Origin of the sequence: Nonomuraea phyllanthi (assembly GCF_006334985.2) — a bacterium.
In the GTDB taxonomy this organism is placed as follows: Bacteria; Actinomycetota; Actinomycetes; order Streptosporangiales; family Streptosporangiaceae; genus Nonomuraea; species Nonomuraea phyllanthi.
In genome coordinates this window covers 45,741-59,927 of sequence record NZ_VDLX02000031.1, presented here as the reverse complement: position 1 = coordinate 59,927, position 14,187 = coordinate 45,741, and the positions used below count along the sequence as shown (strand labels likewise).

16 protein-coding genes are annotated in these 14,187 nt (G+C 71.4%); 12 read left to right on the top strand and 4 right to left on the bottom strand.

The window, feature by feature from the left end; all coding sequences use genetic code 11:
- Window positions 1-161: 161 nt before the first annotated feature.
- A complete protein-coding gene (locus FH608_RS47820) occupies window positions 162-692 on the top strand; it encodes a DUF488 domain-containing protein (protein ID WP_139637867.1) in 531 nt (176 codons plus the stop codon).
- 62 nt (window positions 693-754) lie between these two features.
- Here the strand turns inward: FH608_RS47820 and FH608_RS47815 are convergent, their stop codons facing one another.
- The 3 genes from FH608_RS47815 to FH608_RS47805 form a co-directional block, all read right to left on the bottom strand.
- Window positions 755-1,546 carry a hypothetical protein gene (locus tag FH608_RS47815; protein ID WP_139637866.1) on the bottom strand — a complete coding sequence of 264 codons (792 nt, stop codon included), beginning with the start codon at window positions 1,544-1,546 and terminating at the stop codon, window positions 755-757.
- A 103-nt stretch (window positions 1,547-1,649) separates the two neighbouring features.
- Window positions 1,650-1,856, bottom strand: a complete 207-nt coding sequence (locus FH608_RS47810) for a cold-shock protein (RefSeq protein ID WP_139637865.1) — start codon at window positions 1,854-1,856, stop codon at window positions 1,650-1,652.
- A gap of 384 nt (window positions 1,857-2,240) precedes the next feature.
- Window positions 2,241-3,155 (bottom strand): winged helix-turn-helix transcriptional regulator, encoded by a 915-nt coding sequence (locus FH608_RS47805; RefSeq protein WP_139637864.1) that lies wholly within the window; start codon window positions 3,153-3,155, stop codon window positions 2,241-2,243.
- 197 nt (window positions 3,156-3,352) lie between these two features.
- Here FH608_RS47805 and eno point away from each other — a divergent pair, with 197 nt between their 5' ends.
- The 7 genes from eno to FH608_RS47770 all read left to right on the top strand — a co-directional run bounded on the left by eno (window position 3,353) and on the right by FH608_RS47770 (window position 10,367).
- Window positions 3,353-4,633 (top strand): phosphopyruvate hydratase, encoded by a 1,281-nt coding sequence (eno, locus tag FH608_RS47800; protein WP_139637863.1) that lies wholly within the window; start codon window positions 3,353-3,355, stop codon window positions 4,631-4,633.
- Window positions 4,634-4,746: 113 nt separating this feature from the next.
- Window positions 4,747-5,508 (top strand): class I SAM-dependent methyltransferase, encoded by a 762-nt coding sequence (locus FH608_RS47795; protein ID WP_139637862.1) that lies wholly within the window; start codon window positions 4,747-4,749, stop codon window positions 5,506-5,508.
- Window positions 5,509-5,922: 414 nt separating this feature from the next.
- A complete protein-coding gene (locus FH608_RS47790; protein WP_139637861.1) occupies window positions 5,923-6,741 on the top strand; it encodes an alpha/beta fold hydrolase in 819 nt (272 codons plus the stop codon).
- Window positions 6,742-6,865: 124 nt separating this feature from the next.
- Window positions 6,866-7,783: an ABC transporter ATP-binding protein gene (locus FH608_RS47785; protein WP_139637860.1), complete on the top strand. Its 918-nt coding sequence runs from the start codon at window positions 6,866-6,868 to the stop codon at window positions 7,781-7,783.
- Complete coding sequence (locus FH608_RS47780) at window positions 7,783-8,487, top strand: ABC transporter permease (protein WP_139637859.1); 705 nt, start codon at window positions 7,783-7,785, stop codon at window positions 8,485-8,487. The genes FH608_RS47785 and FH608_RS47780 overlap by 1 nt, the downstream gene beginning before the upstream one ends.
- Before the next feature lie 6 nt (window positions 8,488-8,493).
- On the top strand, window positions 8,494-9,735 hold the full coding sequence (locus tag FH608_RS47775) for a sensor histidine kinase (RefSeq protein WP_139637858.1): 1,242 nt from the start codon (window positions 8,494-8,496) through the stop codon (window positions 9,733-9,735).
- Window positions 9,732-10,367, top strand: coding sequence for a response regulator (locus tag FH608_RS47770; RefSeq protein WP_139637857.1), 636 nt, complete (start codon window positions 9,732-9,734; stop codon window positions 10,365-10,367). The genes FH608_RS47775 and FH608_RS47770 overlap by 4 nt, the downstream gene beginning before the upstream one ends.
- 68 nt (window positions 10,368-10,435) lie before the next feature.
- On the opposite strand, the gene FH608_RS47765 is transcribed toward FH608_RS47770, so the two are convergent.
- Window positions 10,436-11,062: a TetR/AcrR family transcriptional regulator gene (locus FH608_RS47765; protein ID WP_139637856.1), complete on the bottom strand. Its 627-nt coding sequence runs from the start codon at window positions 11,060-11,062 to the stop codon at window positions 10,436-10,438.
- Between the two features lie 74 nt (window positions 11,063-11,136).
- On the opposite strand from FH608_RS47765, the gene FH608_RS47760 reads away from it, so the two are divergent.
- The 4 genes from FH608_RS47760 to FH608_RS47745 all read left to right on the top strand — a co-directional run bounded on the left by FH608_RS47760 (window position 11,137) and on the right by FH608_RS47745 (window position 14,157).
- Window positions 11,137-12,354: a cytochrome P450 gene (locus FH608_RS47760; RefSeq protein WP_139637855.1), complete on the top strand. Its 1,218-nt coding sequence runs from the start codon at window positions 11,137-11,139 to the stop codon at window positions 12,352-12,354.
- Window positions 12,355-12,583: 229 nt separating this feature from the next.
- Window positions 12,584-12,961: an ArsR/SmtB family transcription factor gene (locus FH608_RS47755; protein WP_139637854.1), complete on the top strand. Its 378-nt coding sequence runs from the start codon at window positions 12,584-12,586 to the stop codon at window positions 12,959-12,961.
- Window positions 12,958-13,632 (top strand): cation transporter, encoded by a 675-nt coding sequence (locus tag FH608_RS47750; RefSeq protein WP_139637853.1) that lies wholly within the window; start codon window positions 12,958-12,960, stop codon window positions 13,630-13,632. Before FH608_RS47755 ends, FH608_RS47750 begins: the two co-directional genes overlap by 4 nt.
- 126 nt (window positions 13,633-13,758) lie before the next feature.
- Window positions 13,759-14,157: a VOC family protein gene (locus FH608_RS47745; protein WP_139637852.1), complete on the top strand. Its 399-nt coding sequence runs from the start codon at window positions 13,759-13,761 to the stop codon at window positions 14,155-14,157.
- Window positions 14,158-14,187: the final 30 nt, after the last annotated feature.

Below are 14,187 nucleotides of genomic sequence, written 5' to 3'. Positions count from 1 at the left end.
TATATGTATGGATATTTTGAAGAATGCGTTTAGATTGAACAATCGCCAGAATGCGATCTGTGGATGCTCCGATCTTCGCCGGCGTACCTCCGGGCAGGTCGTGACCCCGGCCACGTGAGACCATGAAGAGAACGCATGAAACCCTGGGGCGAGGCAGCAGGATGGCGAACCGTATCTGCACGGTGGGGCATTCGACGCGCGGGTTCGGCGAAATGCTGGAGATGCTGCGAGGAAACGAGATCACCTGTCTGGTCGATGTACGCGCGTTCCCGTCGTCGCGGAAGTTCCCGCAGTGGAACCGGCCGGCCATCATCGACGCGCTGCCCCCCGATATCGGATACCGCTGGATCCCGGAACTGGGCGGTCGCCGGCACACCCGAAAGGGCGTGCCGAGCCCGAACGGCGGATGGCGGGTCAAGGCCTTCCGCGATTACGCCGACTACATGGACAGCGACGCATTCAGGGCGGGCCTGAACGAACTGCTGGAGCTGGCCGAACGCGAACGGCCGGCGATCATGTGCAGCGAGGCGGTGCCGTGGCGCTGCCACCGGAGATTGATCACTGACGCGTTGATCGTCGCGGGTGCGGAGGTCGTGCACATCATGTCCCCCACGACGGCGAAGCCGGCCGTCCTGGACGAGCTCGCGCACGTCGACGACGGGCGCCTGACATATCCGCCTCCGACCGGTTGAGCCCGGTTGGGCCCGGTTGGGCTAGGTTGGGCCCGCCACCACCCGCCACGGCCCGGCGGCGGTCAGGGCTCGCCGAGCTCGGTGCAGTACGCGATCGTCGCGTCGTCCGCCGCCACCGCGTCACGCTCCTCGGCCCGGCGGACCCGGCGGATGATCTCGGCCGGCCCGCTCGACGCCAGCACGGCCATGACCTCCGGCCAGTCGGCGAGCCCGAACCGGTCGACGATGCGACTGGCCCCGTTGCTGAGCAGGACGGCGCCGGTCAGCTCCGCGATCGGGCAGCTCCCGGTGATCGCCTCGTCCGCCGCGTGAGGGTCGTCCTTGGCCACCCAGAAACCGCCGGGCCGGTTCCGGTGAGCGCGTAGGTCCCGGAGGATCCGGAGGTATTCGCCCTCGGCGGCGGCCTCGAGGGCGGGCCGGTACGACTCGCTGATCACCACTTCTCGGAGATCCGAGACGACGAGCGGCGTACCGTCCACCCTGTCGAGCACGAGGAACGCGTCGCCGAGCACGAGATACTCGACGCGGCCGCCGGACAGCCGGAGCATCGCCACGGCCGCCGACGGGCTGATGGGGTCTTCGACGTCGCAGGTCTCCCGGTGCTCGTCCGTCACCTGCTCGATGGCCTCGGCGAGCAGCCTCGCGAGGCCGCGGTCCCGTACGGGTGACAGCAGGCTCAGGAGGCCGGCGCCCAGGCGACCCGCGTACCAGGCGACGCCGTGCCGGCAGGTCGATTCGCCGCCGGGGATGCCGGCGCCGTCGACCAGCACCGCTGCCGACGGCACGGCGCCGGTGAAGTCCTCGTTCGCGCGGCCCGCTCTTCGCGCGGCCACGCTCGCCATCGCCACCCGCATGCCCCGCCGCCTCCTCCGCCGATCAAGGCGTTCACCCTAACGACCGCCGGCCGCGCGGGCGCGCGCCGGGGCCGGAGGAGCCGAAGGCCGGGAGCGGGGTGGGTCAGGCGGCGACGATGTTCTCCGCCTGCGGGCCCTTCTGGCCCTGGACGACGTCGAAGGACACCTTCTGGCCCTCGGTCAGCTCGCGGTAGCCGCCGTTGGCGACGATGTTGGAGTAGTGGGCGAAGACGTCGGCGCCGCCGCCGTCCTGCGCGATGAAGCCGAAGCCCTTTTCGGAGTTGAACCACTTGACGGTGCCGGTTGCCATGTCGATTTCCTTAAGGTAGGAGCAGGAGACGGATCCGCACTGCGCGGAATCCCGTTGTCGCCGCGATGAGCCCATCCGGAAAAGACCGGCAAACAAAAAGCGCGCCCGCTCAATCATGCTTCGAGGGCGCGCACAGAGTATTTATGGGTGCCACAACTGCAACACTCGACAGGCTAGCACACGTTTCGGTGCGCTCCGTGACCTGACGGTTCGCGCACGTCGTGTCGCGGCAGGTTTTTCCGAATCGGGGAGAGAACTTGGGGCCCCGAAAACTGCCCTAACCGCCGTACATCGGACATCCGGCCTGGCCGGGGCTGCGCGCGTACGAGGGCGGTGGCGAGCTCGGTGAGCTGGGCGCCGGTCAGGCGCTCCAGCCCCGGCGCGTCAGCGCGTGAGCCGGGGTCCCGTGCGGGGTGGCGCCTTCGCGAGGTCGGCGCCGAGTCGCAGGGCCTCGTCGACGGTGGCCGGAATGTCGGTGATCGGGTAGAGGACGTGGTGGATCGTCCGGTCGGCTCCCGCGACGATGACGGCCCGCTTGAGCCGCAGGGCCTGCCCGGAGCGGAAGGTCGGCAGGCGCAGGGCCGCGCACAGGGTGAGGTCCACGTCGGACAGCATGGGGAAGGGGATGTCCTCGGCCTCGGCGAAGGCTCGCTGTTCCTCCGGGCGCTGGGTGCTCACTCCGCGCAGGGCGACCCCGGCGTCGGTGAAGGCGGCGGCGGAGGCGCGGAACAGCCGGTTCTCCAGGGTGCAGCCGGCCGCGCCGGGGATCTCTGACCAGTTCGCCGGCAGGGGGCCGGGGATTCCGGTCGCCGGGTAGGTGAAGACGACGGTGGCCGGGGCGTCGGGGGCCACGACGTCCTGCTCGCCGCCGCCGGCCGCGGGCAGGAGCAGGGGGCCCGGCACGCCGGTCCCGACCAGCGCGTGCAGCCGGTCGATCTCGGGGGCGCCGGGGGAGGCGCTGCCGGTGAGGGTGCCGTCGCCGAGCACGAAGCGGTCGGCCCAGTCCTGGAGGCCGATGAGCACGGGGGCCAGCGCCCGGCCGGCGGCGGTCAGGTGGTATTCGTACCGGGTCGGCCGCTGCTGGTAGGGGCGGCGTTCGAGCACGCCGTGGTCGAGCAGGTGCTTGAGCCGCTCGGCGAGCACCCTGCGCGAGATGCCGAGCTCGGCGTGCAGGTCGTCGAAGCGGTGCCGGCCGCGGGTGACCTCGCGGACGATCAGCAGGCTCCACCACTCACCGACCACCGCCGCGCCCCGCGCGATCGCGCAGGCGGCATCCTGCTCCCGCAATTCTCGTGCCACTGCTCGTCCCCTTGCCCTTCGTGGTGTGGAGGATGGCGCCCGTGCTGCGCCCAGTGTAAGTTCCTAACTGGAACCAAGTGAGTTTCGATCTGAAATCCAGTAGGGGCCGGGAGAGGCGGCGACGGCCGTCGCCCGGCCGGCGGGGCCGGCAGAGGGCAATGAGCGCCTGTCCAGCTCGTTGTGGCGAAAGGTAAGACATGACAGCAATCGTCCAGGTGACCGGCCGGGAGATCCTCGACAGCCGGGGCAACCCGACCGTGGAGGTCGACGTCATTCTGGAGGACGGCTCCCGCGGCCGCGCGGCCGTCCCTTCGGGCGCCTCGACCGGCACGAACGAGGCGGTGGAGCGCCGTGACGGCGATCCGCGCCGCTACCACGGCAAGGGCGTGCGGGCGGCGATCGAGGCCGTCAAAGGGGAGATCGCCGACGCCGTCTCCGGGATGAGCGCCGAGGACCAGGCCGCCGTCGACGAGACGATGATCGCGCTGGACGGCACCCCAGGAAAGGCCAGGATCGGCGCGAACGCGATCCTGGGCGTCTCGCTGGCCGTGGCCAAGGCCGCCGCGGCCTCGCACCGGCTGCCGCTCTACCGCTACGCGGGCCCGGACGCCGGGCTGCTCCCGCTGCCGATGATGAACATCATCAACGGCGGCGCGCACGCCGACAACCCGATCGACTTCCAGGAGTTCATGATCGCGCCGATCGGCGCGGAGACCTTCGCCGACGCCGTGCGCATGGGCTCGGAGGTGTTCCACACCCTCCGCTCGTCGCTCAAGGCCGCCGGCCATCACACCGGCGTCGGCGACGAGGGCGGCTTCGCCCCCGACCTGCGCTCGGCGCGGGAGGCGCTGGACTTCGTCATGGCCGCGATCGAGAACACCGGCTACGTCCCCGGCCTGCACGTGGCCGTCATGCTCGACCCGGCCGCCTCGGAGTTCCACCGCGACGGGGTCTACGACTACGCCGGCGAAGGCGTCAAGCGGTCGGCCGCCGAGCACGTCGCCTACCTCGCCGAGCTGGCGGCGTCCTACCCCATCGTCTCGATCGAGGACCCGATGGCCCAGGACGACATCGAGGGCTGGAAACTCGTCACGGAAACCCTCGGCGGCACCTGCCAGCTCGTCGGCGACGACGTGTTCTGCACCAACGTCGCGCTGCTCCGCGACGGCATCGAGCGCGGCATCGCCAACTCGATCCTGGTGAAGGTCAACCAGATCGGGACGCTCACCGAGATGCTCGCCACCGTCCGGACCGCCCACGAGGCCGGTTACACCGTGGTGATGTCACACCGCTCGGGCGAGACCGAGGACACCACGATCGCGGACCTGGCCGTGGCCACCGGGTGCGGCCAGATCAAGACCGGGTCCCTGTCCCGCTCGGAACGTACCGCCAAGTACAACCAGCTCATCCGGATCGAGGAGGAGCTGGGCGCGGAGGCGCGGTACGCGGGCCGCGCGATCCTCAAAGCCCTGAGGTGACCCGCCGCAGGGGTCCCCTTGCGGCATGACACGACACTGCATATCGTTCCGATGTATCAAGTCGATATATCGGGCTGACGGTTCGCCGTGGCCCGGCTGGCGCGGGAGCGGCGATGAGGCGGATCGACTACGACACGGAGCAGTACCAGCACTACGCGCGCGGCCGCGCGCTCAGCGAGCCGCAGTTGCGGACCTGGATCAGTGCCTTCGAAGCGGTGCTGCCCGAACGGCGCCCGCTGGCCGGGCTGGACGTCGGCTCGGGGACCGGCAGGTTCACCCCCGCGCTGGCGCGGGCGTTCGGGCCGGTCACCGGCGTCGAGCCGGCGGTCCGCATGCGCGAGACAGCGCAGGCGCAGTCCTCGCACCCCGATGCGCGGTACGTGGCAGGCTCCGCCGAGGACATGCCGGTGCCCTCCGGCAGCGCCGACTACGCCCTCATGTTCCTGTCCTGGCACCACGTCCAGGACAAGCCACGGGCCGTCCAGGAGCTGGCCCGGGTGCTCAGGCCCGGCGGGCGGCTGCTGCTGCGCGCCAACTTCCGCGACCACCATCCCCTGCCGTGGTGGCTGGAGCACTTCCCCCGCGGCGTCGAGGTGGACACCTCGCTGTTCCAGCCGCTGCACGAGGTCATCGAGATGTTCACCTCGGCCGGCTGGCGCGTCACCGGTTTCGGCACGGTCACCGAGCCGTCCGACGCCACCCTCGCCGAAGTGCTCGAACGGCTGCGCCTGCGTACCCTCTCGTTCTTCGCCCAGCTCGACCCCGACGAGGTGGAGGCCGGCTTCCGCAGCCTGGAGCGGGCTGTCGCCGCTGATCCCGGCGCGCCGGCGCCGCTGTTCTCCGAGCCGCTCCTCACGCTCGAACGGAGCCGGTAGGTCCGGCGTTCCGGCGGGCGCGGAGGGAGCGCCACGCGTGGGCGCACCACGCGATCACGCCGGCGGCCGCTCCGCTGCCGACGCCGATCACCATGGAGCTGGTGGACGACCAGCAGGGACAGGCCGTACAGGGCCCCGAGGACGAGGAAGTCCAGGAACGGCCGGCGGCTCCTGCGGGCGATCGCGACCGCCAGCCAGGCCGCGAACGGGGCCAGCGCGAGGACGTAGTAGAGCGCCGAGCCCTCCGGGGCGACGATGTCCAGGTCCGCGAGGACGGTGCGGGGCAGGCCGCTCCCCGTCGGACGGCCACCCGCCGGTGGTGGAAGGGCGCTTACGTCAGAGGTAATTGAGACGCTTACCCCTCGTCGCGAGGATTGTCCGTGTCAGCAAGCGGCACGACGAAGGAAACCCTCCATGTACTTCGAGACTCATGACGGAACGCGCCTGGCGTACGAGGACTACGGACAGGGCCGGCCGATCGTGTTCGTGGCCAGCTCGATGCTCTGCTCCGACATGTGGGAATACCAGATCCCGCACTTCGTGGAGCGCGGCTACCGCTGCATCGCGCTGGACCGGCGCGGGCACGGCCGCTCCGACCGGCCCTCCAGCGGCTACGACCTGGACACCGGCGCCGATGACCTGGCCGTCCTGATCGAGCACCTCGACCTGCGCGAGGTCACCCTGGTCGGCCACTCGATGGGCGGCGCCGAGGTGGTCCGGTATCTGGCCAGGCACGGCGATGCCCGGATCGCGCGGATCGCGCTGGTCTCGGCCATGCTGCCCTTCATCCGGCAGACCGACGACAACCCCGAAGGGGTCCCCGGCGCCCTCCTGGACGCGTCGCTGGCCGCCCTCGACGCCGACCGCCCCAAGTGGCTGGCCCGGCAGGCACAGGCGTTCTTCGCCACCCACCTGGGCAACGACGTCTCCCCGGCACAGATCGACTTCACCCTGCGCCAGTGCCTGGCGACCTCGCCGTGGGCGGTCCGCCAGTGCCAGCGCAACGTGCTCGACTTCGACCACCGGGCCACCCTGCCCGAGATCGGCGTGCCCGCGATGATCGTCCACGGAGCCGCCGACCTCTCCGCCCCGGTCGAGGTCACCGGCCGCCGGACCGCCAAGCTCATCCCTGGGGCCGTCTACCACGAATACCCGACGGCCGGGCACGGCCTCTTCGTCAGCCACCGGGATCAGTTCAACGCCGACCTGCTGGCCTTCGTCGCCTCACGCTGACAGGCCACCCTGACCACCTCCGCCGCATCAACCGATCGGCTGATTTCCGGCTCAGCCGTACCAAGGGCGGATCGTGGCCGGGCGGGCGATTCGGGCGAGGGGGCGTCCGGCCGACCCTTGGTGCATGGCAGTCATCGAAGTCGCCGACCTCAGCAAGAGGTACGGCAAGCTCCACGTGCTGAACGGGGTGTCCTTCTCCGTGGAGCAGGGCGAGATCTTCGGCATCCTCGGGCCCAACGGAGCGGGAAAGACGACCACCGTGGAGTGCGTCGAGGGGTTACGGCGACCCGACGGGGGATCGATCAGGGTGCTCGGCCTCGACCCGGTCAGGGGCGGGCGGGAGCTGAGCCACCAGGTCGGCGTGCAGCTCCAGCAGTCGCTCCTGCCGGAGAACCTCAAGGTGTGGGAGGCGCTCGACCTGTACGCCTCCTTCTACGACTCACCGAAGGACTGGCGGGAGCTGCTGGAGGAGTGGGGGCTGGCCGACAAGCGCAACGTCAGGTTCGGCACCCTGTCCGGCGGGCAGAAGCAGCGGCTGTTCATCGCGTTGGCGCTGGTCGGCGACCCGAAGGTGGCCTTCCTCGACGAGCTGACCACGGGGCTGGACCCGGCCGCCCGCCGGGCCACCTGGGAGCTGATCAAGCAGGTTCGGGCAGCGGGCGTGACGGTCGTCCTGGTCAGCCACTACATGGACGAGGTGGAGGAGCTGTGCGACCGGGTCGCGGTGTTCGACCGCGGGCGGATCGTCGCGCTGGACACCCCCTCCAACCTTGTCTCGGCCGTGGACGCCGACCAGCATCTGCGCTTCCGGCCGCTGGCGCCCTTGGACGACGCGGTGCTGACGGGGGTGCCGGGGGTGGTGTCGGTGACCCGCTCCGGCGACCAGGTGGTCGTCGCGGGCCGTGGCGACTTCGCCGGCGCGGTGACCTCGGCGCTGGCCCGCGAACGGATCCCGGTGGCCGAGCTGCGCATCGAGCGGCACACGCTCGAGGACGCCTTCGTCGCCCTGACCGGGCGTACCTTCGATTCCGAGGAGTCGTGATGACCGGCTTCTCCAAACTCGCCCAGGTCGAGGCCAAGCTCCTGCTGCGCGACCCCGGCGCGATCTTCAGCATGGCCATCCCGCTCTTCATCCTGGTGATCTTCAGCGGCGGGACGAGTCCGGGGGACACCGCGCTGCCGTCCATGTCGATGACGATCGCGGTCGGGCTGGTGGGCCTCTACATGGTGCCCACCACCCTGGCCACGTACCGGGAGCGGGGCATCCTGCGCAGGCTGTCCACCACGCCGGTCAGCCCGGGCGCCCTGCTGGGCGTGCAGCTGATCCTCCAGCTCGTGTTCGCGATGCTCGCCGCGGGGCTGCTCGTCGCGGTCTCGATCGTGGCCTTCCAGGCGGCCCAGCCCGCCCGCGTCGCGGCGATGTCGGCCGCCTTCCTGCTCGGTACCTCGGCGATCTTCGCGATCGGCCTGCTCATCGCGGCCACCGCGGCCAGCGGGCGGGCCGCCAACGGCATCGGCGTGCTGCTCTACTTCCCGCTGGCCTTCCTCGGGGGCCTGATGCAGCCCAAGGAGGCCATGCCCGAGCTGCTGGCCACGATCGGCGAGTTCACCCCGCTGGGCCTGTTCAGGCAGGCCATCCACGACGCCTGGAGCGGGGCGGCGACACAGCCACTGCTCCTTGCCATAATGGCGGCATATGCGCTGGTCGTCGGTTCGGTCGCGGCCCGATTCTTCCGCTGGGAGTGAGGCGGTGTGACTCCACGCGATTCGCTCGACGTCGCGGAAGGCCGGCTGGCCGCCGTGCTGGCCGTGGTGCCGTACGCGCTGCTGGCCATCTCGGCGAGCCTCGCGCTGCTCACCGGGGACACCTCGTGGGGCCACCGGCTCGCCGTCCTGGGCCTGACCGCGCTCGCCGCCGGGTGGACGCTGTGGCCGGTCACCCTGCACCCCGCCTGGCTGGCGAACGGCAAGGTGGCGGGCCTCTACATCGCGGGGCTGGTGGCGTTCGTCGTGGCGCTGGGCCTGCTCGACCCGTGGTTCTCCAGCTTCTACGCCTTCACCGGCTACCTCCATTCCTGGCGCTATCTGCGGGGGAGATGGCGGATCGCGGGCGTGGCCGCGACGGCGGCGGCCGCGGTCACCGGCTACTACGGCGGGCTGCCCGACCCCGATCCGGCCGTCATCTCCTCCTACGTGCTGTTCATCGTGGTCGTGGTGGTCCTGGTCGTGCTGTTCAGCCTCGTCGGCGACATCACCGCCGACCGGAGCGCCCTGAGGAAGAAGATGGTCGACCAGCTCGCCGAGACCAACGCCAAGCTGGAAGAGACGATGCGGGAGAACGCCGGGCTGCAGGCCCAGCTCCTCCTGCAGGCCCGCGAGGCAGGCGCGACCGACGAGCGCCGGCGCATGGCACGGGAGATCCACGACACGCTGGCGCAGGGCCTGGCGGGGATCATCACCCAGGTCCAGGCGGCCGCCAGGGCCAAGGACGACCCCGCGGAGTGGCAGCGCCACCTCGACAACGCCGCCCAGCTCGCGAGGGACAGCCTGGCGGAGGCCCGCAGGTCGGTACGCGCCCTGGGTCCCGCCGAGCTGGAGTCCGCCCGCCTGCCGGAGGCGCTGGCGGAGGTGACGAGGCGGTGGGAGGACATCCACGGCGTGCCGGCCGCGTTCGCCACGACCGGCCCGGCCCGGCCGCTGCACCCCGAGGTGGAGGTGACCCTGCTCCGCGTGGCGCAGGAGGCCCTGGCCAACGTGGGCAAGCACGCGGGCGCCGCCCGGGTCGGCGTCACCGTGTCGTACATGGACGACGTGGTCACGCTGGACGTGCGCGACGACGGTGTCGGGTTCGTCCCGGGCGCCCCGAGCGGGGGTTTCGGCATGACGTCCATGCGGCAGCGCGTGACCAGGCTTGCGGGGAGCCTGGAGATCGAGTCGGAGCCCGGCAGGGGCACCGCCGTCTCGGCCACGGTCCCGGCCAGGGAGGTCAGATGAGCGAGCCCCCGATCCGGCTGATCGTCGTCGACGACCATCCCATCGTCCGCGACGGCCTGCGCGGCATGTTCACCGGCGAGCCGGGCTTCGAGGTCGTGGGGGTCGCGGGTGACGGCGCGCAGGCGGTCAGCCTGGCCGAGGAGCTGCGGCCCGACGTGATCCTCATGGACCTGCGGATGCCGGGCACCGACGGGGTCACCGCCATCAGGCGGCTGGCCGAGCGCGGCAGCACGGCCAGGGTCCTGGTGCTGACCACCTACGACACCGACAGCGACGTGCTTCCTGCCATCGAGGCGGGCGCGACCGGCTACCTGCTGAAGGACGCGATGCCCGAGGAACTGGTGCGCGCCGTGCGGGCCGCCGCGCGCGGCGAGGCGGCCCTCTCCCCCTCGGTGGCCACCCGGCTGCTCGGCCAGGTACGCGCGCCGGCCGCTCCGCTGAGCGCGCGGGAGCTGGAGGTGCTCTCGTTGATCGCCCGCGGCTCCACCAACCGCGAGGCCGCCGCCCGCCTGTTCATCAGCGAGGCCACCGTGAAGAGCCACCTGCTGCACATCTACGCCAAGCTCGGCGTCAACGACCGCGCGGCAGCCGTCGCGGCGGCCTTCGAGCGGGGTCTGTTCAACCGGTCCTGATCAGTCCCGCGGGCTCGCCCAGGGACGGTCGTGATCAGTCGCGCGGGCTCGCCCAGGGACGGTCCTGATCAGTCCCGCGGGCTCGCCCAGGGACCCACGCCGCGCACGATGACCTCGATGGCCCGCCGGCCCGCCGCCAGGATCTCCTCGGGAGAGTCGCCGCGCTGCTGCGCCACGAGACCGGCCACGCCCGTGGCACCCCAGAAGCCGCCGACGACGGCGGCCGCCGAGATCAGGTCGAGCTGGTCAGGGTAGGCCCGCTGCAGCGCCTCGGCGACGCGCGGCTGCTGGTTGAACATCAGCGTCATCCCGCGTGCGCGCAGGGCCGGCTCGGAAAGGAGCAGCCGGGCGCGCGCCGTGGACAACGCGATGTCCAGCTCGTCGTCGTCATCGACGCCCTGCACGAGCAGGTCGTAGAGCCGGAGCAGCAGCTCGCCCAGCGGCTCGCAGGGCCCGCGCCCGGCCACCGCCTCGACGAGCTGGTCGAGCCGGTCCTCGGCCTGCAGGAAGAGCACGTCCTCCTTGCTGCCGAAGTAGGTGAAGAAGGTCCTGGGGGACACCTCGGCGGCGGCCGCGATCTCGTCGACCGTGGTCCGCTCGTACCCCTTCTCGTCGAACAGCCGGATCGCCGCCTCCACCAGCGCACGGCGGGTCCGCACCTTCTTGCGCTCGCGAAGCCCCACGTCAGCAGACATGCCGGCAGCTTAACACAGACCCTGTAAATCTGCAGACCTTGAAACTTTTCATGGTCTGCGGTTTTCTGGATGGCATGACCACCCATGGAGAGACGACGACCGAGCCCCTGCCCGGCCTGCCGACCGACCGGCCCAACCCCTTCGACCCGCCCGCCGCGCTGCGCCCGATACGCGACCGGGGCCCGCTGCACCGCATGACCTACACCGACGGCCGTCCCGGCTGGCTCGTCACCGGCTACGCCGAAGCCCGTACGGTGCTGGACGACCCCCGCTTCAGCAACAGCTTCCACGCCGACTTCAGCCCGCCCATCGAGGAGCTGGCGGTGGCGAAGGCCCCGGAGACGGTGCTGCCGCCCGGGTTCTTCCTGGCGATGGACGACCCGGAGCACGCCCGCTTCCGCAAGCTCCTCATCGGCCAGTTCACCACCCGGCGCATGCAGGCCCTCGAACCGCACATCATCGAGATCGTCGAGGCTCGGCTGGACGAGATGGCCCGCACCGGCTCACCGGCCGACCTCGTGACGGCGTTCGCGCGGCCCATCCCGTCCATGGTCATCTGCGAGCTGCTCGGGGTGCCGTACGCCGACCGTGACCGGTTCCAGGAGGACGCCGACACCATGGTGGACCTCGAACGCACCGCCGGGGAGCGGGCCGGCGCCGTCCAGAGCGTCATGGGCTACCTCGCCGAGCTGGTCGGGCGCAAGCGCGCGGAACCGGCCGACGACATGCTGGGCGGGCTGGTCGCCGGCGGCGCGCTCAACGACGCGGAACTGGCCGGCGTCGCCACCTTCCTGCTGGTCGCCGGCCACGACACCACCGCCAACATGCTGGGCCTGGGCACCTTCCTGCTCCTCCAGAACCCCGACCAGGCCGCCCTCCTCCGACAGGACCCGGCCCTCGCGGACCAGGCGGTCGAGGAAATGCTGCGCTACCTCACGATCGCCCACATCGGCCCCATCCGCGTCGCCACAGAGGACGTGCCGATGTCCGGCCAGACCATCCGGGCGGGCGAGACCGTGACCATCTCCCTGCCGGTCGCCCACCGCGACCCTGACCGCTTCGCCGACCCCGACCGCCTGGACCTCACCCGCCACAGCCGCGGCCACCTGGCCTTCGGCCACGGCATCCACCAGTGCCTCGGCCAGCAGCTGGCCCGCGTCGAGCTGCGCGTCGCCTACCCCGCCCTCCTGCGCCGCTTCCCCGGCCTGCGCCTGACCGTGCCGCCCGAGCAGGTGCCCCTGCGGACCCGTGGCACGCTCTACGGCGTCGACCGGCTCCCGGTCGCCTGGTGACCTCCTCTTCCACGGCCGGGTGAGCGACGCGCGCCCCATGCACACCGCGGAGCCGGACCACATCCAATGACGAGGCCACCACGCGGAAGGTCGCTTCGTCCTTCTCCGCCTTCTTCGGCGACCGGGCGGGGACGCTCGATCTCCAGACGGCCGGCGAGGACTTCAGCGAGATACCGAAGGCGTTCGGCGCGCCGTAGAACCCATCCCTTCATTGGGCTATCATCGCTATATGGCGATTGATCTGGAAGGTGGCCGGTGCGTCAGCGCCGACATCGCCGCCGGCATCTCTCCGGCGGCCGCGCTGTTCCACTCCCTGGCCGACGAGACCAGGCTGCGCATCGTGCAACGCCTTGCCCGGGGCGAGGCCCGCGTGGTGGACCTGACCACCCAGCTCGGGCTGGCCCAGTCCACCGTGTCCAAGCATCTGGCCTGCCTGCGCGACTGCGGCCTGATCGACTACCGCGCCGAAGGGCGGCAGTCGTTCTACTCCCTGACCCGGCCCGAGCTGATGGACCTGCTGGCCTCGGCCGAGCAGCTGCTGGCCGCCACCGGCCACGCCGTGGAGCTCCGCCCGGCCCGCGACCCGCGCGGGGAGGCGGTGTCGTGACCGCGCCGGCCCCTGCCCGGCGGGCGTCCCTGCGACGTCGGGTCCGGCTGCTGGTCGCCGCGACCATCACCTACAACGTGATCGAGGCCGCCGTCGCGATCACCGCCGGGGGCATCGCCTCCTCGGCGGCGCTGATCGGATTCGGCCTCGACTCGGTGGTGGAGGTCGCCTCGGCCGCCGCCGTGGCCTGGCAGTTCTCCGCCGCCGACCACGAGCGCCGCGAGAAGGCCGCGCTGCGCGTCATCGCCGTCTCCTTCTTCGCGCTCGCCGCCTACGTCACCGTCGACGCCGTCCGCGCCCTGCTCGGCTCCGGCGAGGCCGAACACTCCACCCCCGGCCTGATCCTGGCCGCGCTGTCGCTGGTCGTCATGCCGTTCCTGTCGTACGCCCAGCGCAGCGCCGGCCGCGAGCTCGGCTCCGCCAGCGCGGTGGCCGACTCCAAGCAGACGCTGCTGTGCACGTACCTGTCCGGCGTGCTGCTGGTGGGCCTGGCGCTCAACAGCCTGTTCGGCTGGTCCTGGGCCGACCCGGTCGCCGCCCTGGTCATCGCCGCCGTCGCGGTCAAGGAGGGCCGCGACGCCTGGCGCGGGGACGCCTGCTGCACCACCACCGCTCAGGGGCAGGACCAGTGCGCCTCCGGCTGCACCTGCTGCCCGGCCCCCGGAAGCTGACACATTTCGCGGAGCCGCGGCGGCCGGCACCGCGCCGCCCGGCGAAGATCTTCCGCGCTCCTGTCGAATCGAGGGACCGACCGATCGTCTGAGAGGTGTGAGGGAACGAGCCCGAAGGAGCGCATCATGAAGCCCACCCTGAACACCATCGACATCGTGGTGTCCGACATGGACGCCTCGATCGCCTTCTACGCCCGCCTGGGCCTGGAATTCAAGATCGACAATCACTCGCCCGAGCACGCCGGCTGCGACCTGCCCGGCGGGCTGCACGTCATGCTGGACACCGAGGGCTTCCGCACGCCGTTCCTGCCCGGCTGGACCGCGCCGGTCGGCGGCCCGCGTACCATGCTGTGCTTCGAGTTCGACACCCCGGCCGGGGTGGACGCCATGTACGCCGAGCTCGTGGAGGCGGGCCATCGCGGGATCGCCGAGCCGTTCGACGCGTTCTGGGGGATGCGCTACGCGACGGTGGCCGACCCGGACGGGAACGGCGTCGACCTGTACGCCCCGCTCCCGGCCGGCTGACCGGGACAGCCCACGCCGTCGCGGAAATCG